This window comes from Streptomyces sp. AK010, from assembly GCF_014207295.1.
GTDB classification, from domain to species: Bacteria; Actinomycetota; Actinomycetes; order Streptomycetales; family Streptomycetaceae; genus Streptomyces; species Streptomyces massasporeus.
The window spans coordinates 224136-245810 of record NZ_JACHCX010000005.1; the positions used below are offsets into that span (position 1 = coordinate 224136).

At 72.9% G+C, this 21675-nt stretch carries 24 protein-coding genes and 2 pseudogenes; 11 read left to right on the top strand and 15 right to left on the bottom strand.

Annotated elements, in window-relative coordinates:
- Window positions 1-37 precede the first annotated feature (37 nt).
- The gene (locus HDC93_RS12150; RefSeq protein ID WP_185010012.1) at window positions 38-1528 is read left to right on the top strand and encodes a glutamate synthase subunit beta; all 1491 of its coding nucleotides are present in this window, start codon (window positions 38-40) and stop codon (window positions 1526-1528) included.
- A gap of 25 nt (window positions 1529-1553) precedes the next feature.
- On the opposite strand, the gene HDC93_RS12155 is transcribed toward HDC93_RS12150, so the two are convergent.
- A complete protein-coding gene (locus HDC93_RS12155; RefSeq protein ID WP_185010013.1) occupies window positions 1554-2039 on the bottom strand; it encodes a carboxymuconolactone decarboxylase family protein in 486 nt (161 codons plus the stop codon).
- 47 nt (window positions 2040-2086) lie between these two features.
- Here HDC93_RS12155 and HDC93_RS12160 point away from each other — a divergent pair, with 47 nt between their 5' ends.
- Window positions 2087-3499, top strand: a complete 1413-nt coding sequence (locus tag HDC93_RS12160) for a PLP-dependent aminotransferase family protein (protein WP_185010014.1) — start codon at window positions 2087-2089, stop codon at window positions 3497-3499.
- 36 nt (window positions 3500-3535) lie between these two features.
- Here HDC93_RS12160 and HDC93_RS12165 read toward each other — a convergent pair whose 3' ends face one another.
- The 3 genes from HDC93_RS12165 to HDC93_RS12175 form a co-directional block, all read right to left on the bottom strand.
- Window positions 3536-4348, bottom strand: coding sequence for an SAM-dependent methyltransferase (locus HDC93_RS12165; protein ID WP_185010015.1), 813 nt, complete (start codon window positions 4346-4348; stop codon window positions 3536-3538).
- A gap of 78 nt (window positions 4349-4426) precedes the next feature.
- Window positions 4427-4681, bottom strand: a complete 255-nt coding sequence (locus tag HDC93_RS12170) for a DUF397 domain-containing protein (protein WP_030852880.1) — start codon at window positions 4679-4681, stop codon at window positions 4427-4429.
- Entirely contained in the window at window positions 4682-5542 is an 861-nt protein-coding gene (locus HDC93_RS12175) for a helix-turn-helix transcriptional regulator (RefSeq protein WP_185010016.1), read from the bottom strand.
- 241 nt (window positions 5543-5783) lie between these two features.
- On the opposite strand from HDC93_RS12175, the gene HDC93_RS12180 reads away from it, so the two are divergent.
- Both HDC93_RS12180 and HDC93_RS12185 read left to right on the top strand, forming a co-directional pair.
- Window positions 5784-6473 carry an ATP-binding protein gene (locus HDC93_RS12180; RefSeq protein ID WP_185010017.1) on the top strand — a complete coding sequence of 230 codons (690 nt, stop codon included), beginning with the start codon at window positions 5784-5786 and terminating at the stop codon, window positions 6471-6473.
- Window positions 6470-6904: a hypothetical protein gene (locus HDC93_RS12185; protein ID WP_185010018.1), complete on the top strand. Its 435-nt coding sequence runs from the start codon at window positions 6470-6472 to the stop codon at window positions 6902-6904. The genes HDC93_RS12180 and HDC93_RS12185 overlap by 4 nt, the downstream gene beginning before the upstream one ends.
- Before the next feature lie 159 nt (window positions 6905-7063).
- On the opposite strand, the gene HDC93_RS12190 is transcribed toward HDC93_RS12185, so the two are convergent.
- From HDC93_RS12190 to HDC93_RS39615, 3 genes and pseudogenes are all read right to left on the bottom strand, one after another.
- Entirely contained in the window at window positions 7064-7285 is a 222-nt protein-coding gene (locus HDC93_RS12190; RefSeq protein WP_185010019.1) for a hypothetical protein, read from the bottom strand.
- Between the two features lie 155 nt (window positions 7286-7440).
- Window positions 7441-7999, bottom strand: a pseudogene (locus HDC93_RS12195) (DUF899 family protein); the annotation flags it as partial.
- Window positions 7981-8287: pseudogene (locus HDC93_RS39615) on the bottom strand (amidohydrolase); the annotation flags it as partial. The pseudogenes HDC93_RS12195 and HDC93_RS39615, both read right to left, overlap by 19 nt.
- A gap of 134 nt (window positions 8288-8421) precedes the next feature.
- On the opposite strand from HDC93_RS39615, the gene HDC93_RS12200 reads away from it, so the two are divergent.
- A complete protein-coding gene (locus tag HDC93_RS12200) occupies window positions 8422-9375 on the top strand; it encodes an endonuclease/exonuclease/phosphatase family protein (RefSeq protein WP_185010020.1) in 954 nt (317 codons plus the stop codon).
- A gap of 67 nt (window positions 9376-9442) precedes the next feature.
- Here the strand turns inward: HDC93_RS12200 and HDC93_RS12205 are convergent, their stop codons facing one another.
- A complete protein-coding gene (locus tag HDC93_RS12205; protein WP_185010021.1) occupies window positions 9443-11335 on the bottom strand; it encodes an FUSC family protein in 1893 nt (630 codons plus the stop codon).
- A 272-nt stretch (window positions 11336-11607) separates the two neighbouring features.
- Here HDC93_RS12205 and HDC93_RS12210 point away from each other — a divergent pair, with 272 nt between their 5' ends.
- Window positions 11608-12567 carry an expansin EXLX1 family cellulose-binding protein gene (locus tag HDC93_RS12210; protein WP_185010022.1) on the top strand — a complete coding sequence of 320 codons (960 nt, stop codon included), beginning with the start codon at window positions 11608-11610 and terminating at the stop codon, window positions 12565-12567.
- Here HDC93_RS12210 and HDC93_RS12215 read toward each other — a convergent pair.
- Entirely contained in the window at window positions 12554-13318 is a 765-nt protein-coding gene (locus tag HDC93_RS12215) for a nucleotidyltransferase domain-containing protein (protein ID WP_185010023.1), read from the bottom strand. The genes HDC93_RS12210 and HDC93_RS12215 overlap by 14 nt on opposite strands.
- A 150-nt stretch (window positions 13319-13468) precedes the next feature.
- On the opposite strand from HDC93_RS12215, the gene HDC93_RS12220 reads away from it, so the two are divergent.
- Window positions 13469-13897, top strand: coding sequence for a RidA family protein (locus tag HDC93_RS12220; RefSeq protein WP_185010024.1), 429 nt, complete (start codon window positions 13469-13471; stop codon window positions 13895-13897).
- A 293-nt stretch (window positions 13898-14190) separates the two neighbouring features.
- Window positions 14191-14511 (top strand): hypothetical protein, encoded by a 321-nt coding sequence (locus HDC93_RS38300; RefSeq protein WP_260419531.1) that lies wholly within the window; start codon window positions 14191-14193, stop codon window positions 14509-14511.
- 1 nt (window position 14512) lies between these two features.
- Here the strand turns inward: HDC93_RS38300 and HDC93_RS12230 are convergent, their stop codons facing one another.
- Window positions 14513-15235, bottom strand: coding sequence for an aspartate/glutamate racemase family protein (locus HDC93_RS12230; protein WP_185010025.1), 723 nt, complete (start codon window positions 15233-15235; stop codon window positions 14513-14515).
- 5 nt (window positions 15236-15240) lie between these two features.
- On the bottom strand, window positions 15241-16692 hold the full coding sequence (locus tag HDC93_RS12235) for an NCS1 family nucleobase:cation symporter-1 (RefSeq protein WP_185010026.1): 1452 nt from the start codon (window positions 16690-16692) through the stop codon (window positions 15241-15243).
- A gap of 167 nt (window positions 16693-16859) precedes the next feature.
- On the opposite strand from HDC93_RS12235, the gene HDC93_RS12240 reads away from it, so the two are divergent.
- Complete coding sequence (locus HDC93_RS12240) at window positions 16860-17525, top strand: GntR family transcriptional regulator (RefSeq protein WP_185010027.1); 666 nt, start codon at window positions 16860-16862, stop codon at window positions 17523-17525.
- On the opposite strand, the gene HDC93_RS12245 is transcribed toward HDC93_RS12240, so the two are convergent.
- Complete coding sequence (locus HDC93_RS12245; protein ID WP_185010028.1) at window positions 17522-18226, bottom strand: uracil-DNA glycosylase; 705 nt, start codon at window positions 18224-18226, stop codon at window positions 17522-17524. The genes HDC93_RS12240 and HDC93_RS12245 overlap by 4 nt on opposite strands.
- Window positions 18227-18260: 34 nt before the next feature.
- The gene (locus HDC93_RS39620) at window positions 18261-18953 is read right to left on the bottom strand and encodes a hypothetical protein (protein WP_398984759.1); all 693 of its coding nucleotides are present in this window, start codon (window positions 18951-18953) and stop codon (window positions 18261-18263) included.
- 359 nt (window positions 18954-19312) lie between these two features.
- Here HDC93_RS39620 and HDC93_RS39625 point away from each other — a divergent pair, with 359 nt between their 5' ends.
- Window positions 19313-19576: a hypothetical protein gene (locus tag HDC93_RS39625; protein ID WP_398984761.1), complete on the top strand. Its 264-nt coding sequence runs from the start codon at window positions 19313-19315 to the stop codon at window positions 19574-19576.
- A 52-nt stretch (window positions 19577-19628) separates the two neighbouring features.
- Here HDC93_RS39625 and HDC93_RS12255 read toward each other — a convergent pair whose 3' ends face one another.
- The gene (locus tag HDC93_RS12255; RefSeq protein ID WP_185010029.1) at window positions 19629-20282 is read right to left on the bottom strand and encodes a helix-turn-helix domain-containing protein; all 654 of its coding nucleotides are present in this window, start codon (window positions 20280-20282) and stop codon (window positions 19629-19631) included.
- Window positions 20283-20404: 122 nt separating this feature from the next.
- Between HDC93_RS12255 and HDC93_RS12260 the strand changes: the two genes are divergently transcribed.
- Window positions 20405-21082, top strand: coding sequence for an RNA-binding S4 domain-containing protein (locus HDC93_RS12260; RefSeq protein ID WP_260419532.1), 678 nt, complete (start codon window positions 20405-20407; stop codon window positions 21080-21082).
- A 106-nt stretch (window positions 21083-21188) separates the two neighbouring features.
- On the opposite strand, the gene HDC93_RS12265 is transcribed toward HDC93_RS12260, so the two are convergent.
- Window positions 21189-21650: a DoxX family protein gene (locus tag HDC93_RS12265; protein ID WP_185010030.1), complete on the bottom strand. Its 462-nt coding sequence runs from the start codon at window positions 21648-21650 to the stop codon at window positions 21189-21191.
- Between the last annotated feature and the right edge of the window lie 25 nt (window positions 21651-21675).

Consider the following 21675-nt stretch of genomic DNA (forward strand, 5'->3'; position numbering starts at 1 on the left):
GCACGGCCTGTCACACGCGCACGCAAGGAAGACGGCCATGGCCGATCCCAAGGGTTTCATGACCACGCCCCGCCAGGACTGGCCGCGCCGGCCGGTGGAGGAACGGGCGCGGGACTGGGACGAGGTCTATGTCCCCGGGGCGCTGCTGCCGATCATCAGCAAGCAGGCCGACCGTTGCATGGACTGCGGCATCCCCTTCTGCCACGACGCCTGCCCGCTGGGCAACCTGATCCCCGAGTGGAACGACCTGGTGTCCAGGGAGGACTGGCGGGCGGCCGCCGACCGGCTGCACGCCACGAACAACTTCCCGGAGTTCACCGGCCGGTTGTGTCCGGCGCCGTGCGAGGCGGGGTGTGTGCTGGCGATCAACCAGCCGGCCGTCACCATCAAGAACGTCGAGTGCGCGATCGCCGACCGGGCCTGGGAGGAGGGCTTCGCACCTCCGAGGCCTCCGGAGCGGCTCTCCGGCAGGACGGTGGCGGTTGTCGGTTCGGGTCCCGCCGGACTGGCCGCGGCCCAGCAGCTGACGCGGGCCGGGCACACGGTCGCCGTGTACGAACGGGACGACCGGCCCGGGGGGCTGATGCGGTACGGCATCCCCGAGTTCAAGATGGAGAAGCGCCATCTGGAGCGGCGGCTGGAGCAGATGCGGGCCGAGGGGACGAAGTTCCGGACGTCGACGGCGGTCGGGCGGGACATCGGGGCCGACGAGCTGCGCACCCGCTACGACGCCGTGGTGCTCGCCACCGGGGCGACGGCGTGGCGTGAACTTCCGATTCCGGGACGGGAGTTGACGGGCATTCACCAGGCGATGGAGTACCTCCCGCTGTCCAACCGGGTGCGTGAAGGTGATCTGGAGAGCTCTCCGCTGTCGGCCGCAGGGAAGCACGTCGTCATCGTCGGCGGCGGCGACACCGGGGCGGACTGCCTGGGCACGGCCGTCCGGGAGGGCGCCGCGTCCGTGACCCAGCTGGACATCTACGCGCTGCCGGACGCGGTGCGCGACGAGGACACCGAGCCCTGGCCGACGTACCCGATGCGGGTCTACCGGCTGTCCGCCGCCCATGAAGAGGCCCGTGACCTGCGGACCGCCCCGGTCGCCGACGCGGACGCGCGGCTGTTCGCGGCGTCCACGCTGCGCTTCGACGGTGACGAGCAGGGGCAGGTGCGGTCGCTGCACCTGACCGAGGTGGACGCACGGCGCAGCCCGGTGGAGGGCACCGGGCGGACGCTCCCCGCCGACCTCGTGCTGCTCGCCCTCGGCTTCTCCGGACCCGACCGGGAGGACGGGCTCGTCGACCAGCTGGGACTGGAGATGGAGCCCCGCGGGACGATCGCGCGGGACGCCGGTTTCGCCACGAACGTGCCCGGGGTGTTCGCCGCGGGGGACGCGGCCCGGGGGCAGTCGCTCATCGTGTGGGCGATCGCCGAGGGGCGGGCGGTGGCGGCTGCCGTCGACCGTCATCTGACGGGCAGTTCGAGGCTGCCGGCCCCGATCGGGCCGCACGACCGGCCCATGGCGGTGTAGCGCCCTGAGGCCGCCCCCACGGACGTCACCGCTCGTCCGTCCCCGCCACCTTCGCCGTGGACAGCGCCACCCGGTTCCACGTGTTGATCGTGCAGATCAGGGCGAGGACCTGGGCCAGTTCCCGCTCGTCGAACTGCGCGGCGGCCCGCGCGTAGACGTCGTCCGGAACGCCGGCGTCGGCGATGAGGGTCATGGCGTCGGTGAGGGCGAGGGCCGCCTGCTCCCGCTCGGTGAAGAAGTGGCGGGCCTCGCGCCACACCGCGACCATGTGCAGCCGGTCCTCGCTCTCGCCGGCCTTGCGGGCGTCGTTGGTGTGCATGTGGAGGCAGTACGCGCAGTGGTTGAGGTGCGAGGAGCGGATCTGGATCAGTTCGACCAGGGCCGGGTCGATGCCCTCGCGGGCGGCGGCGTCGAAGGCGATGAGAGCCCGGAAGGCCTTCGGGGCGGACCTGCCGAAATCCAGCCGGGTCGCCGTCACATGGGTGCTGTCGGTGTTCGTGTTCGTCGTCATGCCCTTCAACCTACAAGCCGGAAAGACCCACTGTAGGGTGCATTTCCATGGCCGATTCCTGGGTCAATGCGGCGGAGCGGATCGGTTCCGACCTGCATCTGGAGCTGACCGGGCCGGGCGGCAGACGGGCGGCGCTGATCCGGGCGCTGCGCGAGGCCGTGCGCAGCGGGCGGCTCGCTCCGGGCACGCGGCTGCCGCCGTACCGCTCGCTCGCGGCGGACCTCGGCGTCGCCCGCAACACGGTGGCGGACGCGTACGCGGAGCTGGTCGCCGAGGGCTGGCTCACGGCCCGGCAGGGCTCGGGGACCAGGGTCGCGGAGCGGGCCGAGCCGCTGCGGCCCGCCGCCCGCCTGCCCAAGAAGGCGCCCCCACGCGCGCGTGGCCCCCGGCACGACCTGTCGCAGGGCACGCCGGACGTCTCGGCGTTCCCGCGCACCGCCTGGCTGGCCTCCTACCGGCGGGCCCTCCAGCAGGCGCCCAACGAGGTGTTCGGGCCGGGCGACCCCGCCGGGCGGCGGGAACTGCGGGAGGCGCTCACCGAGTACCTGGCACGCGCGCGTGGCGTGCGGACCGCACCGGACCGGATCGTGATCTGCTCCGGTTTCGCGCACGCGCTGCGGCTGCTGTTCGGGGGCGGCGTCCTGCGCGGGCCCCTGGCGGTGGAGGCGTACGGACTCGGGTTCCACCGGGAGGTCCTGGCCGCCGCCGGGGTGCGGACCGTGCCGCTCCCGCTCGACGAACACGGGGCGCGGGTCGAACGGTTGGGGCGCGAGCGGGCGGTGCTGCTCACGCCGGCGCACCAGTTCCCCACCGGCGGACCGCTGCACCCCGGGCGCCGGGCCGCCCTGATCGACTGGGCGGGCACGCGGGACGGGCTGGTCCTGGAGGACGACTACGACGGGGAGTTCCGTTACGACCGCAAGCCGGTCGGCGCCGTCCAGGGGCTCGACCCCGAGCGCGTGATCCACATCGGCTCGGTCAGCAAGAGCCTGTCACCGGCGGTGCGGCTGGGCTGGATGGTGCTCCCCGAGCGGTACGTCGACGCCGTCCTGGCCGCCAAGGGGGAGCGCGAGGCGTGGGCGAGTGTCCTCGACCAGCTGAGCCTGGCGGACTTCATCGTCTCGGGATCGTACGACCGGCACGTGCGCCGGATGCGCCAGCGGTACCGCGGCCGCCGGGACCGGCTCGTCGCGGCACTGGCCGCGCACGCGCCGCACATCGAGGTGACCGGCGTGGCGGCCGGGCTGCACGCGGTACTGCGGCTGCCGCCCGGCACCGAGGCGTCCGCGGTCAAGGCCGCCGCCTGGCAGGGCATCGCCCTCGACGGCCTCGCCGCGTTCCGGCACCCGGAGACGGACATGCCGGCGGACGACGGTCTCGTGGTCGGGTACGCGACCCCCTCCGAGCACGCCTACGGGCCGGCCCTGGAGGCGCTGTGCGGTGCACTGCCGCCGCCGTGACCGGCCCGAGGCGGAACCTGGAGGTCCCCGAGGGGCCTAGGTCTTGCGCCCGACCGCCCCGTAGCCCGGGATCACCCCGTCGTCCTGGCCGGGCACGGGCTCGCCCAGCTCGGGGTGCCAGTGGTGCGGCACCTCGACGCCGGGCTCGACGAGGTCGAGGCCGTCGAAGAAGCGGGTGAACTCCCCGCGGGAGCGCAGGGCCAGGGTGACGCCCGCGGCGCGCAGCTTCTCGGTGGCCGCCTTCGACTCCTCCGGGGTGAAGTCGGCGGTCGCGTGGGTCATCACCAGGTAACTGCCGGAGGGCAGTTCGGCGAGCAGCCGGCGGACCAGGTCGTGGGCGCCGTCCTCGTCGGAGACGAAGTGCAGCAGCGCGATGAGCGAGAGCGCGACGGGCCGGGTGAAGTCCAGGACCTTCCTCGCGCCCTCCAGGATGGCCTCCGGGTCGCGCACGTCGGCCTGGAGGTACTCGGTCGCGCCCTCGTCCGTGCCGCGCAGCAGCGCCGCGGCGTGCGCCAGAACGATGGGGTCGTTGTCGCAGTAGACGACCCGGGCGCCGGGCGCCGTCTCCTGCGCGACCTGGTGGAGGTTGGGCTCGGTCGGTATGCCGGTGCCGACGTCCAGGAACTGCCGTACGCCGCTGCCGGCCAGCCAGCGCGTGGCCCGGTGCATGAACGCGCGGTTGACCCGTGCCATCACCGGCACCCGGGGGTCGAGGGTGAGCATCTGCCGGCCCATCTCCTCGTCGACCGGGTAGTTGTCCTTTCCGCCGAGGTACCAGTCGTACATCCGCGCGGGATGGGGTCTGGTCGTGTCGATCTGGACGGCCGACATGGGGTCCTGCCCGGTCATGAGGCTCTCCGTAAGGCACAGGGGGTGGTCAATTCAGCACCGAATCAAGGAAGTCGAACAACAGAAACGGCAATCACGTCAGGACAGCAGGAAGTCCGCCTCCCCCGCCTTGGCCCCTTCGATGAAGGCGGTCATCTCGTCGGTGGTGTAGATCAGCGCCGGCCCGTCCGGGTCGGTGGACTGCCTGAGGGCGATCCGGCCGTCGGCGAGTTTCATCGCCTCCAGACAGTTGCCCCCGTTTCCACCGCTCCACGGCTTGTGCCAGCCTTCGCTGCCCAAGTCGCGCGCGGGCATGCCGTTGTAGACGTGTTTGCGCGGCTTGATGCGATCCATTCACAGCTCCTTGCGGAGATCCCGGAGGATCTCCTTCGTGCGATGTGCCGTAGCGGCCTGCGCCGCCATGCGGTCCATGACCTCGAGGTGGGTAGCCACCTCGGTGCGCGCGTCGAGATAGACCGCGCCGGTCAGGTACTCGCTGTAGACCATGTCCGGCAGTTCGGACATGGCGAATCGGAACAGCACGAACGGCCCGTACGTGCCCGGGTGCGGCCCGCCTGCGAACGGGGCGATCTGCAACGTCACGTTGGGCAGCTTCGTCGCGTCGAGCAGTTTGTCGATCTGCGCCCGCATCACCGCCGGGCCGCCGGCCGGGCGCCGCAGCGCGGTCTCGTCCATCACGACCCAGAGCCGGGGGGCGTCCTCACGGGTGAGCAGGTCCTGGCGCTGCATGCGCAGGGCGACATGGCGCTCGATGTCCTCGGGCCGGGTCTGGCCGATGGCGCCCGACCGGAGCACTCCGCGCGCGTAGTCCTCGGTCTGCAGCAGCCCGGGGACGAAATGGGGCTCGTAACTCCGGATGACACTGGCCGCGCCCTCGAGGCTCACGTACATCGAGAACCAGCCGGGCAGGATGTCGTGGAAACGCTGCCACCAGCCGGGCCTGTTGGCGTCCTCGGCCAACTGGACGAAGGCTTCGGCTTCCTCGTCGGGGATTCCGTAGGCCTTGAGGAGCAGTTGCAGATAGGGGATTTTGAGCGCGACCTCGGCCATCTCCATACGCCGGACCGTGGCGGGGGCGACGCGCAGGATGCGCGCGGCCTCCTCGCGCCTCATCCCCGCGCGTTCCCTCAGGTCCAACAGGCGTCGGCCGAGCACGACCTGACCGACCGTCGGCGCGGACCGCGGTTCACTCACGCTCCACCTCCACGAAGAGTTCTGACGAGCCGGCCGGAAAGAACGCTGACAGCCCGGCGGCGCCATTCGAGGACCTTTCGAAGAACTGATCCGAACAAGCTTTTCGAACGAATCTTCGATGATCTCAACTGGCGCCGCGCGGGGTGCTGTTGCGAGCAGTGTGCCACGGCCTTCCAGACCGTCACACAGCACTCTGCAATTTTCAGAGTGACACTTGCCAAGTGTTCGCGCCGGGGCGATAGTGGCAAGCGTGATTCCGTCCGCGCCCTTAGGAACAGACGCCGCCGCAAGCCTTCCCGGGCTTGGCGCCGCTGCGGGAGAGACCCCCCTCGGGGCCGCTGCCGAGCGCCGGTTCCGTTTCGAGCTGGCCGCGCATCCGGGTTCTCCCGCCCAGGCCAGACGCCTGACGCGGGCCCGGCTGACGGGCTGGTCGGTGTGCGAGGACACGTGCGACAGCGCGGCCCTGGTGGTCTCCGAGCTGGTCACCAACGCCATCGTGCACACGGCGAGCACCCACATAGTGTGCGAGCTGCTCGACGGCGACGACCTGGTGCGGATAGCCGTGCGCGACGAGGGCTGCGCCCCCGGCCAGCCCCACGCCGCCGGCCGGACACGGCCCGAGGAGGAGCACGGGAGGGGACTGCTCCTCGTCGACGCCCTCTGTCATTCCTGGGGTGCCCATGAGAACGGCCCCGGGCTGCTGGTCTGGGCCGAGCTGCCCCGCACGGCGGACACCCCGGACGCCTCCGACGCCCCCGGCGCCGCGGAGTGTCCGGCCGGGCCCCGGAGCGACCTGGGCTGGGGCGCCCGCCCCAAGCGGGGTCCGTCCGGCGACTCGGACGACCGGGACGAAACCCATCAGGCGCGCCATCTGCGCGGCGCCCCGGAAGTTCCCCCGCAGGGACACCACCGAGAGCGGAGGCACGTATGAGCCCGGTGCGGGGAGGCCGCGTGCTGAACCTGGACACGCTGGTGCGCGTCCGGCGCGGACTGCACACGCCGGGCCCCGCCCTGCGACTGCCCGTGCCCGACGGCATGACCGCCCCGCTCGGCTGCGACGCGATCGCCGTCCCCGTCCGCGTCGGCCCGCTGGTCATGCCGCGGCTGCCCCGGGTGGGCTGCGTCTACGCCGACGAGGCGCACTGGTGGTGGCTGGTGCCGGCCGACTCGGATCACGCCCTGGAATGGCCCTCCCCGGCGCGGTACGTCACCGGCGCGGTCGTCCCGGACCTGCCGGAGATCCCCGAACTGATCCACCGCCCGGACGGCACGCTTCCGTACACCCCGCCGATCCCCCTCTATCTGGCGCTGTGCCGAGTGACGGGAACGGCCCCGTCCTGGTCACGCCCGGTCAGCGCGTAGGCGGCACCCGCCCCTCGTGCCACCGGCACACGGCCCTCGCGCCACCCGCCTTGGCACACCCGGGCCCTCGTCACCCCGCCCCGAACGCCGTATCCAGCGCGGCGCGGCCCTCCGCTCCCGCACCACCCCACACCTTCGCGCCGCCCCGCCCCTCCCCGGTCAGGTCGTGCGCCCGCGCGCGTCCGGCGCCCCGGTCCGCGCCCTGCCCGGGCGGACGCCCGCCCCGCTGCGAACGATCACCAGGAACATGTCCGTGGCGAGGTCCATGACGACCTCGGCGGGCAGGCCTTCGCTTCGCCGCGCCTGCGCGAACTCCTCCGCAGGCCAGGAGCCACGCGGCCCACCGGCGGGAAAGCGCTCGAGCACCGTTCGCCCGTTCACCCTGCACCTCCATGTTGCGCTGTACTCGTAGAGTTAAACGCCAACGATGGGGTGAACGGCTCGCGAAGTGACGGTTCTGAGACGTAGTTGACACGCGTTCACCGCCAAGTGTGACCAACCTCTCAGCCTCTTGGTGGATATGTTCACTTTGCGTATCAGTCGTCGTACTCGTCGTGATACCGGATGCGCTCACTTTCCGCAGGCGCCCCATACGCCGACGCGCACCCTCTTGGGCTCCTCCCACTCCTCCTGCCGGCCGAGTGCGGTGAGGTCCGGCAGGCTGGTCGTCGAGCCCAGGCCGTCGAGGCCGCGCTCGTACGTCGTGTACGTGTGGAAGACCCGGTCGCGGTCCCGCAGGAAGCAGCTGAGGCCGGGCCGCTCGACGAGCTCACCCTCCCGCTCCGGGGTCATCTCGACGTCACGGTTGAAGTCACCGCCGTACGACGAGTACCAGGGAAACGTCAAGCCCATCCGCGCCTTGAACGGCAGGATCTTCGGATAGGGCGCGCGGGACACGGCGGCGAACGACGCGTCACGGGCGTGAAGATGGGCGAGATGCCCCACTTGGTCCAGGAATCCGGAGCAGCTGCGGCAGCCCGCGTCCCACTCGGGCGCGAACATGAAGTGGTGGACGACGAGCCGGCGCCGGCCCTCGAACAGGTCGAGCGAGGTGACCTTGCCGTCCCCGCCCTCGACCACATAACGTCGTTGAACCACTCGTCGGTGGGAAGGTCCTCGGCGAGGCCGCGCAGCGCGACCATCGGCGCGTGCCGTGTGACAGTTGATCAGGCCGGGCAGGGCGACCTGGCCGCAGGCGTCGATCCGCTCGGCGGCGGTCAGGTCAGCGGCCTCCGCGGTGGTCGTGACGGCCTCGACGATCCCGCCCCGTACGACGATCGCGGCGTCCTCCGCGAACCCGATCCGCTCTTGATCGTCGTGCACGAGGACGGTACATGCGCTGATGATGAGGTCGACGGGCCTGTCCGCGGCAGAGGGCGTCATCACGCCAACGTACGACGGCGTCGTAGGGCGGCATGAGCCGAACCGCACTTCCCGTCACCGCTCTGTCGCGGGGCGGGCCGGGCGCGCACCCTGGCCTCACCACCCCGACTGTCGGCTTCTGAAAGGAGCCCGGCATGCTCCTCGGCACCTGGAATCTGGAGAATCTCTACCGGCCCGGAGGCCCGTACGGCCCGCACGACGAGGCCGGGTACGAGGCGAAGCTCGCCGCGCTCGCCGCCGCGATCACCGAACTCGATCCGACCCTGCTCGGCGTGCAGGAGGTGGGCGACCCGGAGGCCCTGAAGGACCTGGCCGGGATGCTCGACGACGACTGGCACGTCGCCCTGTCGGAGCACGCGGACAGCCGGGGCATACGGGTCGGGTTCCTGAGCCGTACGGCCATGACGGTGGTGGCCGACACGCGGGCGTTCCCGGCGGAGCTGCGTCCCGTCCAGGCGGACGACTCGGGGCTGACGGCGGGACAGGCGGGGCGGGGCGTCCTGGCCGTGGAGGTCGAGGGCGGGGACGGGCCGCTGCGGGTGGCGGTCTGTCATCTGAAGTCGAAGCTGCTGTCGTTTCCGAACGGCCGGTTCCAGCCGCGCGACGAAGGCGAACGGGCCCGCTACGCCGCATACGCCCTGTACCGCCGGGCGGCCGAGGCGACAGGGCTGCGCGCGCTCGCGGACGAACTGCTGGCCAGTGACGGGAGGGCGCGGGACGTCGCCGTCCTGGGCGACCTGAACGACGAGGTGCAGGCGGCGACCACGCAGATCCTGCTCGGCCCGCCCGGCTCGGAGATCGGCACCCCGGGTTACGACCGGCCCGACCGGGGCGATGCGACGCGACTGTGGGACGTGGCCCCGCTCATCCCGCCCGGGCAGCGCTGGTCCCGGGTGAACTCCGGGCGGCGCGAGCTGATCGACCACGTGCTGCTGAGCCACCGCCTGGTGCACCGGGCGACGCAGGCGGGCACCGGCCTGCCCGGCGAGGGCCCGCCCGGCCTGCCGTCGGTCGGCCCGGACCCCTCGGAGCGCCGGGGCGAACCCGGCTCGGACCACGCCCCGGTGTGGGTGCGGGTCGACGGCTGAGGCCCGGCGGCCTCGCCGGATCTGTCGCGACCGTGCGGGCGGCAGACCGGCGGCCGCACCGGGCGCGCTAGCCGGCGAGGGGTGTCCGGGGCGGCCGTAGCCCCACGCGTTCTCCGCGTCCGGCGAGTTCGGCGAGGACGGCCGTGAGGCGTTCCTTGTGGCGGGGCCCGATCCGGCCGGTGTCGTCGAGGTGCACGGCGCAGGCGGTCGTGGTGTCGACGAGGCGTTCGAGGAGGTCGGCCACTTCGTCCGCGCCCTCGGTGTGCCGGGCGAGGGCGGGCAGTTCGTGCGCGGCGAGGGAGATGGCCGAACGGGCCTCGGCCAGGGTGCGGTAGGCCTCGCGGCGCAGGGTCCAGCGGGTGGCGCGGTGGTCGGAGGGGGTGCCGGAGTTCCCGATGCGCGGGGCGTCGGCCTCGTCGAGCACGTGCGTGAGGTAGGCGTACGCGGCGTCGCCCGCCGCCGCGAGCCGGGCGCGCACGGTCCCGCCGCGCTGTCCGGGCATCGGCAGGTGTCCGGTGATCAGCACGATCGCGCAGGCCAGCAGCGTCTCGCCGATCCGTCCCGCGGAGGCCTGGGGTTCGCCGCCGACCATGACGAGTGCGAGGACGAGGACGGTGACGACGGCCGTCTGGGCGGCGAAGTGCCGGGTGGCGACGGGTATGAGCGCCCCGCTGAGGGCGACGAGCGCGACGAGGCCTTCCGGGTGGGGCAGGACGGCGGCGAGCCCGGCGAAGAGCAGCGCCCCGAGGACGGTCCCGGCGGCCCGGTTCAGCACGCGCGAGACGAGCGGCCCGAGGTCGGGCTTGACGAGGAACACGGCGGTGGCGGGCAGCCAGTACCAGTGCTCGTGCTGCCCGTACCACTGGCTCTGGTGCAGGGCCTGGGCGACCGCGGAGGCGGCGCCGAAGCAGAGGGCGACGCGGAGCCCGTACTCGCGTCCGGCGGTGCCGAAGGCGGCACGCAGCCGGTCCCGGGCGCCGCGCGGCCGGGTGTGCAGATCCCCGCCCCGGCCCTGGTCGAACACCTCGGCGGCGTGCAGGAGGGCGTCGTCGAGGGCGCGCAGGGCCGGCGCCGAACGGGACGGCGCGGGCAGCGGCCCGGTGTGGGTGTTGCCCCGTACGGCCGCGGCGAGCCGCCGGGGCCCTTCGGAGGCCCGCTCGGGGACGGCCTCCTCGGCCCAGGCGAGGGCGGTGGCCGCCTCGGCGAGGGGCAGGGCCGCGGCGTACTGCGCGTGCAGCCGCCGCTCGGCGGAGGAGGAGGCGTACCTGCGCAGCCGGGGCCCGGCGAGGGCGTCCTGGGCGTGGTCGAGGGCGGCGGTCAGCGCGGCCCGGCGGCGGATGGCGTCCGGCCCGCCTGCGGCGTCGAGCAGCTCGGCGACGGCCTGGTACACGCCGGCCACGGCATCCCGCTCCCCGTCGAACCGGAAGTCACCGGCGAGGGACCCGGGCGTGGGCAGGGCGAGCCGCAGCACGAGCAGCCACCCCGCCCCGGCGAGAAAGGCGAGCGCCCGCTCCCACCCCGGTTCCGGCAGGGGCATCCCGGCGCCGATCGCCGCGCCGACCAGCAACTGCGTCCCGACGGCGGACGCGACGGGCCCGATGGCGCTCATCCCCCCGGCGACGAGCCCGACGGCCGTGAGCACCAGGGTCAGCGCGACCGCCCCGGTGCCCTGCCCGGTGTACGTCCCGACCACGAGGCCGACCGCACCGCCCAGGGCGGGCACGCCGATCCGCTTGACGGAGACGCGCCGGCTCCCGGGCCGGTCGTTGATCCCCGCGAGCATGGCGGCGATGGCGGCGACGACGCCGAGGGAGGTGAGTCCGGTCTGTACGGCCACGAGCAGCAGGGGCCCGGCGGACAGGGCCCCCCGCGTCACCGCGCTCCAGGGCACCGGCCCCCGCTGGGCGTGCAGGGCGTGCGCGAGCCAGGGCGGAAGGTGGGGGGCGATGCGGCGGGACACGGGGCTCCTGTCGTCTCGACGAGGGCAGGGGTGCGCCTTCGGGCGACGGTGGCCGGGGCGGGGCGGGGCGTGGCTGCCCACGGTAGGCGGGGTTCCTGGAGGACAGGTTTCCGGAACGTGTCGGACGGGTCGGAACCGGCGTTCTTTATGTACGCAATCAGGAACCGGGGCGATCGAGAGCCGGGCCGCGGCAACCTTTCCCGGCCCGGCGACCACTGGTGGGTGTGAGCGCGCGTTCTCCTGAACCACGCAAGGACCCGAAGGACTCATCCGTGGCATCCGCATCCCACCGTCGTCCCCTCCGCAAGCGGCGCACGGCCCTCGTCTGGGCCGTCGCCGTGACAGCGGTGGGACTGCTCGTCTCCCTCGTGATCGCCCTGCGCCCCGGCGGCGAACCGGACACAGTACGGACGGCGGCCGGGACGGCGGCCGGCGCCGGCCCGAGCGCCTCGCCGACGACACGCAGGCCGAAGCCGGCACCGAAGCCCTCCACGGCGTCCCCGACTCCGAGGCGCACCCCGGCCACCGCGGTCTCCGCGACCACCCCGCCGGCGCGGCCCTCGCCCGCCGCCCCCCGGTCGTCCGCACCGCGTCCGGCGTCCGGCGCGGCGCCCCTGGCGGGCCGGATCAAGCCCGGGACCACCTACGACGGCGTCGCCACCCACTACGACGCCAAGGACGGTGACGGCGCCTGCCTGTACGGCCCGAGCCCCGATCTCATGGTCGCGGCCATGAACCACACCGACTACGAGACGTCCCAGGCGTGCGGGGCGTACATCCTGGTCCGCGCGGCGAGCGGCGCCTCTGTCACCGTCCGGATCACCAACGAGTGCCCGCTGCCCTGCGCCCCGGGGCAACTCGACCTCAGCAAGGAGGCCTTCGCCAAGCTCGCGGGCCTCCCCGCGGGGCGGATACCGATCACCTGGAGCCTGCTGAGCCCCAGCACGTCCGACACGGTCTCGGTCCGCTACAAGACCGGCTCCAGCCGCCACTGGTGCGCCATCCAGGCCCTCGGCCACCGCAACCCGCTGGCCCGGCTGGAGGTCAGGACGGGCAGCGGCTGGAGCCGGCTGACGCGTACCGAGTACAACTACTTCCTCTCCCCCGACGGCACCGGCTGCGGCGGTTCCCTCAGGCTCACCGACATCTACGGCGAACAGCTCACCGTCGACGGCGTCACGATCCGTCCGGACACCGTCCAGCCGACCCGCGTCCAGTTCACCCGGCGGTGACGGCCGCCACGGCCCGCGCGAGGAGCGTCTCCACGTCGGTGACGGCCCGGGCGAGCGCGGCCGGACCGTCCGTCAGCTCGCGTACGACCGCGTCCACTTCCGCCAGACCCGCCCGCGCCACCAGCCCCTTCTCGTTGGTGACCCACTCCCCGCGCGCCGCCAGCACCGCGTGCGCGGTCTGGGTCGCGGCGAGGGCGATCGCACCGGCGACCTGGGTGACGGCGTTCTTCGGGGCGTGGCCGGCCCTGGCGTAGGCGAGGGTGGCCGCGGCCATGCCGTGCCAGTGCGCCGGGGCGCTCTCGCGCAGGGCCGGTGGATAGGCGTCCGGGCGCGGCAGTTCGCCCCGCAACACCTTGTTGATCGCGAGTTCGGCGAGGAGCAGGTAGGTCGGGATGCCCGCCAGGTGGAACATGAGGGGCTCGACACGGAAGCGGCCCGCCTCCGCTTCCGCCAGTTCGTGCGCGACGACGTCCAGATCGCGGTAGTGGACGTCCACGCGGCGGCCCTCGATCGTCAGCCAGGCCCCTCCGTTGAAGACGCCGCCGCCCCACGCGCCGATCTCGCAGACCTCGCCCTCCCAGCCGACCGCGCGGAGATCGGCCGGGTCGAAGGCGCCTCGGTAGTAGACGGCCAGGTCCCAGTCGCTGTCCGGCCGTTCGGTGCCCTGGGCCCGGGAGCCGCCGAGGGTGACGGCCTCGACGGCGGGGAGCAGGGCGAGACGGTCTGCGACGGTGTCGAGGAAGGCGGGCACGGCGCGGCTCCCGGGCGGACGGACGGTGAGGGCTCGGGCAGCGTAAAGGGACGGCTCGACCGCCGTGAAACGAAATACGGGTGCGTCCGTGCGCCGGGCCTCGCATGATCGGTGGGTTGCCCTGTCGCCGCCCGCAGATCGGAGACCCACGTGATTCGCCGCGTCACCGTCCCGAGCCTCTTCCCGCCGCCCACCTACGCGCACGCCTCCGTCGTCGAGGCGGGCACCAGGCTGGCCTTCCTCGCCGGGTCCGTGCCACTGGACGCCGGTGGTGAACTGGTCGGCCCCGGGGATCCGGTGCGGCAGGCCGAGCAGGTGATCACCAACCTGGAGGAACAACTGAGGGCCGTGGGAAGCGGTCTGGCCCACGTCGTGGCGACCGAGGTGTACGTCGTGAGCGGCGAACCCGCCGTGCTGTCCGCCGTCTGGAGTGTGGTGGAGGCGTCCGGTCTCAGCGCGGGTCCGCACTCGTCGACGCTGATCGGCGTGGCGTGTCTCGGGTACACAGGACAACTGGTGGAGATTACGGCGACAGCCGTCGTGCCCGAGGGGGCCTCCGCCGAGGGGTCGTCCGCCTGAGGAGAGTCCCTGCTGATCGAGCACCGCGGACGGCGTCCCGTCGTCCCCGAGTCCGCGTACGTCGCCCCTACGGCCGTCCTGTGCGGGGCCGTCGTCCTCGGTGAGCGCAGCCGGGTGCTGCACGGCGCCGTGCTCATGGCGGAGGACGGGGAGGCGCGGGTCGGGTCGGAGGTCGTCGTCATGGAGAACTCGCTGGTGCGGGGGCGGTCCGCGCACCCCGCCGTGATCGGGGACGCGGTGCTCGTCGGCCCGCACGCCCATGTCAACGGGGCGACCTGGAGGACGAGGTCTTCGTGGCCACCGGTGCCTGTGTCTTCCCGGGGGCCGTCGCGGGCGCCGGCTCGGAGCTGCGGATCCACAGCGTGCTGCACGTCAACTCGGTGCTGCCGCCAGGCACCGTCCTGCCCATCGGCTGGATCGCGGCGGGCGCGCCCCGGGCCCGGCTCTTCGCTCCCGGGGAGCACGACGAACTCTGGCAGATCCAGGAGGCGCTGGACTTCCCGGGGACGGTGTACGGCATCCCGCGCGGCACGTCGATGCGGGAGGTGATGGCCCGGCAGACGAGGTTCTACGGAGCCCATCAGGACGACGTCACCCTCGACGGCCCGGCCTGAGTCACCCCCGTTCGGGCCGGCCCCACACCCGCCGTTTGGGCAGCGGCTCGGCGTAGGTCCCCACCCGGCTCGTGGTCAGCCCCAGCGCCACCAGCGACTCCGCCAGTCTGACGGCCGCGGCGACCCCGTCGACGACCGGCAGGCCCAGCTTCTCCCCGACGACCCGTTGCAGGCCGGTCATGCCGGCGCAGCCCAGGACCAGGACCTCCGCACCGGCGGCGCAGGCGCGTTCGGCGGCGGCCAGGAACGCCGTCTCGGTCCGTTCCTCGTCGCCGAGGTCGAGGACGTTCAGGCCCGTGCCGACGATCGCGGCGCAGTTCCGGGCCACGCCCGCCGTCTCCAGGCTGTCCTCGATCTGGCCGCGCGAGCGCTCCAGCGTGGTCACCACGCCGTAGCGGCGGCCCAGGAGGCAGGCCAGATGCGCCGCGGCCTCGGTGATGTCGACGACCGGCACGTCGACCAGTTCCCGTACGCCCTCCCTCCCGTGCTCCCCGAATCCGGCCATGACCACGGCGTCGTACGGCGGTCCGTCGTAGGTCCGCAGCGTGTCCAGGACGGCCGCGGCGGACAGGTAGCTGTCGAGCCAGCCCTCCGCGGACGCCGGCCCCCAGCCCGGAGTCAGTCCTTCGACGGTGGTGCCCGGGCCTGCGACGGCCCGGGCACCTCGCACGATCTCCTCGGTCATCTCCTGCGTGGTGTTGCAGTTGGTGACGACGATCCGCACGTCTCTCAGACCTCCGCGGTGGCACGCTCGGGACGGCACAGGGCGGCGTAGAGGCCGGCGGCGAGCGCCGTGCCGATGAACCAGGAGTACGGGGCGACGTCGCCGAAGGTCGTCACCAGCGCGAGCACCGCCGCGACACAGGCCGCCGGCAGGAACGCCCACAGCGCCTTGGGGTTGAAGCCCTTGCGGTAGTGGTAGCGGGCGTCGGGAGAGGCGTCGAACAGTTCGTCCACGTTCACCCGGCCGCGCTTGACCCAGTAGTAGTCGACCATGATCACGCCGAACAGCGGGCCGAGGAAGGCGCCGAGACCGCCGAGGAAGTAGTTGACGACGGTCGGGCTGGAGAAGAGGTTCCAGGGGGTGACGAGGAGCGCCGCGACGGTGCTGATCATGCCGCCGACCTTGAAGGTGATCTTCTGCGGCCAGACGTTGGCCAGGTCGTACGCCGGCGAGACGAAGTTGGCGACGATGTTGACGCCCATGGTGGCGATGGCGAAGGTCAGCGCGCCCACCACCAGCACCCAGGTGTTGCCGATCTCGGCGACCAGGTAGGCGGGGTCGGTGATCTCCTTGCCGAAGACCTCGAAGGCGCCCGCGGTGACGATGACCGAGACGATCACGAAGGCCGTGGAGTTGACGGGCAAACCCCAGAAATTGCCGCGCCTGACCGACGTGTAGTCGGGGGCGAAGCGGGAGAAGTCGCAGAAGTTGAGCATCAGGGTGCCGTACGTGGCGAGGACCAGGCCGATCGCGCCGAACCACTGACGCCACTGCTCGCCGACCGGGACCGGGTGCGGGGTGGAGGTGAGGGAGATCGTCCAGCCGGCCTTGGAGAGGATCCACACGGCCAGCGCGATCATCACGAGCCAGATCGCCGGGCCGCAGAAGTCCTGGAACTTGCGGACCGATTCCATGCCCCGGCTGATGATCGCCGCCTGGACCAGCCACAGGGCGATGAAGGAGGCCCAGCCGAGCGCGTCCAGGCCCAGGAACGAGTTGTGCGTCCACGACTCCAGTCCGGGCCAGGCCGCCAGCAGCATCACGTTGACGGCGACGGAGGCGAGGTAGGTCTGGATGCCGTACCACATGATGGCGATCACGGCCCTGATCAGCGCCGGGATGTTGGCGCCCCAGATGCCGAAGGCGATGCGGCTGACCACCGGGAAGGGCACGCCGTGGCGCTGGCCGATCTTCCCCATCCAGTTCATGCCGATGTAGATGATCACGAACCCGACGAGCAGGGACGTGAAGATCTGCCAGACGTTCATGCCGAGGAAGAGCAGTCCGGCGGCGAACGTGTAGTTGCCGAGGTTGTGGACGTCGGACATCCACATGGCGAAGAGGTCGAAGACCTTCCAGTTGCGCTTCTTGGCGGGCGCGAGGTCTTCGTTGGTGAGCCTGGGATCGGGGACGAACGCTGGGGTGCCGGTGGTCGCGGCACGGTCGGCGAGGGACACGGGGCCTCCAGAGCAAGGGGACGACGGAGGACTGCTCGGCAGGACTGCGGACGGCCGCCCCGCGAGGTGTTTGGTATACCAAACTGCGGTCATGGTCTCGCCGTCAACCGTTCTGACCGATGTCGCTCCTGTTAACGCTCCGTAAAAGACACCTCGCGTCGACGAAGATGGGCAGCATGACGAAGATCGAACCCCTCGGAGCGGTCCGCGAACGCGTCACGGCCGATCTGCGCCAGGAGATCATCGCGGGCAGCCTCCGCCCTGGAGACCGCCTGGTCGAACGCGAACTGGCGGAGCGTTTCGGCGTGTCGCGCGTGCCGGTCCGGGAGGCGATCCGGGCTCTCGTGACGGAGGGTTTCGTCCATTTCGAGACACCCCGTCGGACGGTGGTACGCCGCCTCACCCCGACCGACGTCAAGGAACTGTTCGAACTGCGAGAAGCCCTCGAGGTCTACGCCGCCGGCCTCGCCGCGTCCCGCGCGACACCGGAGGGCCTGGCGGAGGTCCAGGAACTCATCGACCGCGCGGCCACCGCGACCGAGGCCGGGGACGCCGAGGCGATCACCGACGTCAACAGCCGCCTGCACGACAGGATCATCGCGATGGCGGGCAACAGCCTGCTGACCGAGGCCCTGGAACCGGTCGCCGGCCGGCTGCGCTGGATGACCCGGCGCAACGAGGAGTGGTCCCAGCTCCTCGTGGAGCACCGCGAGCTGTACGAGGCGATCGCCTCGGGCGACCCGGACCGGGCCCGCGCGCACGCGCTGACGCATGTGCGGACCAACTACCGCTCCACGGTCCGCCACCTGTTCGGCGAGGACGCGGCCCCCTAGCCGCTTGCGGTGACCAGGCCCGCCGCCCGCCCGGCCGTCCGCAGGACGTCACGCAGCATGGTGGGCGTGAGCCGGCCGGTGAAGGTGTTGCGCTGGCTGACGTGGTAGCAGCCGTAGAGCTCCAGGCCGTCGAGGCGGACGCGGGCGCCGTGCGAGAAGGCGGGGCGCGGCCGGGGCACGGGCCAGCCGGCCTCGGCGAACGCGGGCAGCGCGGCCTGCCACCCGAAGGCGCCGAGCACGACCACGGCCTTCAGGGTCGGGCGCAGCAGCCGCAGTTCCTGCACGAGCCAGGGACGGCAGGTGTCCCGCTCCTCGGGGGTGGGCTTGTTGGCGGGCGGGGCGCAGTGCACGGGCGAGGTGACGCGCACGCCGTACAGCTCCAGGCCGTCGTGCGCGTGCTCGGCGGTCGGCCGGGAGGCGAGGCCCACGTCGTACAGCGCCTCGTAGAGGAAGTCCCCGGAGCGGTCGCCGGTGAACATCCGGCCGGTGCGGTTGCCCCCGTGGGCGGCGGGGGCCAGCCCCACGATCAGCAGGCGGGCGTCCGCCGGCCCGAATCCGGGGACCGGCCGGGCCCAGTACGTCCAGTCCGCGAAGGCCGCTCGCTTGGCGCGGGCCGTCTCCTCGCGCCAGGAGACCAGCCGCGGGCAGGCCCGGCAGTCCGTGATGCGCCGGTCGAGGAGGGGAAGACCGCTGGCGTCCATCACTCCACCGTAGGCGCAGGTGAGGTCGCCGTCGTCACGGGGGCGAGATCCGCGGGGACCGGTCCGGACCGCCCCTCCCGTGGGATCGGACGCCGGTGACCCGCACGGCCCGCGCATCGCCCCGGCGCCGCCAGAGCAGAGCTCCGGACAGCAGTACGGCGCACGTCAGCAGCCAGGGCAGGGGGCCCGGGCGCAGCGTCCCGACGGCCAGACCCGTGAGCGCGCCGACCAGTTGCTGGGCGAGGGACTGGACGGACAGGGCCGTGGCGCGGCCCGCGCCGGCGACCCTGCGGTGCAGCAGGTCGTTCTCGTTCGGGGCCGCCGCGCCGAGACCGAGGTAGACCAGGCCGAAGCCGACGACCGCGAGGGCCGTGGCCGCCGGGTGGGCGCAGGACGCGGTGATCCCGAGCAGCAGCAGGCCACCCGCACCGGCCGCGAGGCTGACCAGCACCGCCCGTTCGCCACTGCCCGTCGCCCGGGCGGTGAGCGGAGCGAGGTGGCTGCCGACGCCGGAGCAGACGAAGCCCGCGCAGGACAGGGCGGCGTAGACCATCGCTCCGGAGCCGGTCGCGCCGGTCAGTGCGGCGGTGCGGCCCGGTACGAGCAGTTCGATCGCGGCCAGGGCGCTCCCGGCCGCCGCGGCGCCGAGGAGGACCCGGCGCACGACCGTGTCCCGGCCGCCCAGCCGGAGTCCGTCGAGCACGGTGACGGGGACGCCGCGCAGCACGGAACGCAGGGTCGCCGGTGGGTCGCGGGGGCTCCCGCAGGGCGGCCAGCACATAGGCGACGAAGACGATCCGCAGCGCGGCCCCCAGCAGCAGCGGGACGGACAGGGGCAGCACCGCCCCGGAGGTCGCCTCGCTCAGCCGGGTACCGAGGTCGGGGCCCAGACCGAGCAGCCACGGCAGGGCGCCGCCGAGCAGAATGCCGGCCGCGAGCGCGGCGGAGGTCGCGGTTCCGCCCCGGGCCAGGCCCGTGCGCAGCTCGGCGTCCGGGCCGGAGCACGCCTGGACGGTGTCGACGTACCAGGCCTCCGCGGTACCGCTGGCCAGGGCACGGGCCGCACCCATGAGGACCATGCCCGCGGTGAGCAGCCAGGCGGTGGTGCCGACGCCGATCAGCGTGAAGGCGACCACGTTGAGCGCACCGGCCGCGGCCAGGACCGGCCGGCGCCCGAGGACGTCGGAGAGCCCTCCTGTGGGCAGTTCCAGCGCGGCCACGGTCAGCGAGTGCGCGGCGAACAGTCCGGCGATCGCGGCGAGGGACATGCCGCGCTCGCTGAACAGCAGGACCATCGTGGCCAGGCCCAGGCCCGGCGGCAGCCAGAGGAGCGCGCAGACGGTGACGTAGCGGCGCCGAGCGGTCCGCTCCCACTCCCCGGGCGGACCGGTCATGAGTCGCGTCACGGGGTGAGGTCTTCGCGATCGACGGCGTGGGCGTCGGGGGCGGGGTCGGGGCCGGGGTCGGCGGGTTCATACGGGGCGAGCGGCAGCCCGGCGGCGAGGAACACGACGTGCTCGGCGCGCGGATCCTCCGCGTCCCGGACGGTCAGCTCCTCCAGCTTGGCGGCGACCGTGTCGAAGAGATCGGTGAGCGACTCGGCCGTCAGCCGGGGCATGAGATCGCTGATGCCCGACGGCTCCACCCACTCCTCGCCGAGCCGACCGGCGGCCATGTCCGCCTCGTGCCGGGCCAGGGACCTCTCCAGGTGCTCGATCTGACGTCGCCGCGCCAGGCTGACGAAGGCCCGGCCCGCCGCGGTGGACTCCATCGTCTCGTTGCTCCAGGACGTGACGGTGTGCAGCGCCCGCCAGCGCCGCTCCCGCCCGTCGCGGTGCTCGGCCTCGGCGATGAACGCGTACTTCGCCAGCACCCGCAGGTGGTAGCTGGCCGACGCCGACGACTCCCCCGTCCGTGCGGCCAGCTCACTCGCGGTGGCGGGCCCGTCCTGCCGCAGCAGCCCGAGCAGTTGGATGCGCAGGGGGTGGGTGAGTGCCTTCAGGGCGGCGGTGTCGTGCTCGGGATCGAGTACGCGCTTGTGCTCGTCGCTGTCCATGCCGGGAGGTTAGGCCGCCCCACCCCATTGGCAAAAGAGTTTTTGCAAAACTACTTTGGCAGAGTTGGCCGCGAGGCCGATACTCCGCCCGGCGGGGCGACTCGGAGGACTAAGGTCGGGACATGGCTTCTCACGGTGCGCAGTACGAGGGGACGGACGGAACCACGGTCGGAACCACAGACGGGATCGCCGACGCGGCAGCCGAGTCCCCCGACGCCGCGCCCGAGTCCCCCGAGGCCACGGGCGGCTCCGGGAACGGCGACGCCAAGTCCTCGGATTCGAGGTCCTCGGATCCGAAGTCCCTGGATCCGAAGGTCGCCGCAGCGATCGCCGCCGCCGAGGTCGCGGGTCCGCAGGGCGCCTCGACCGTGCGCGTCGACAGCTGGATCTGGTCCGTGCGCCTCGTCAAGACCCGCTCCATGGGCGCCACCGCCTGCCGGGGCGGCCATGTGCGCATCAACGGCGAGCGCGTGAAGCCCGCCCACGGCGTCCGCGTCGGTGACGAGGTGCGTCTGCGGCACGAGGGCCGGGAGCGGGTCGTCGTCGTCACAAGGCTGATTCGCAAGCGGGTCGGGCCTCCCGTGGCCACCCAGTGCTACATCGACAACTCCCCGCCGCCCCCGCCCCGCGAGGCCGTCGCCCCCGCCGGCATCCGCGACCGCGGCGCGGGCCGTCCGACGAAGCGCGACCGCCGCGAGATGGAACGCCTGCGCGGAGTGACCGGGCCGGGCAGCGTGTCCGGCCCCGGCCCCGTTCCCGGCAAGGGCTTCGGCGGCGCCCCGGGCAAACCGAGGCCGTGAGCAGGGCGAGAAGCCCACATCACCCCTCGGCCCGGCGCCCGGGGACCGGCCCTCGCCTCCGCTCCGGACGGGGCCGGAGTCCCGGAGGCGCCCCCGTCGCACCCGGTCACGCCTGTCGCCGCAGCAACCGCAGCAGTTCCGCGTTGTGCCCCCGCCGCGCCCAGGCTATGAGGACGAGCGGCACGATCAGGATCAGCGGCGTCGCAGCGTACTGCCCGTCGAAGACGGCTGTCTGCACGACGAACGCTCCCACCATCAACGCGCTCAGCGCCATCGCCGCCACCGACTGGAGCACCGGGATCAACAGGGCGATCGCCCCGGCCAGTTCGAGCGCGCCGATGGTGTACATCCCCGCGCTGCCCCAGCCGAGCCGCTCGAACGACTCGGCGGCCGACGGGTGCCCGATCAGCTTGGGCAGGGCGCTCGGAATGGCGTAGAAGACGGCGAGCAGCACCTGCAGCGTGCGCAGCGCGACCCGGGCACGCCGGCCGCGAGCGGTAGCGGACTCGGCGATGACGACGCCGGCCGGGGTGCGGTCGGCGGTGACGGTGGGGGTGGTCTCGGACATGAAGGTCTCCTGGGGGAAGCGGTCC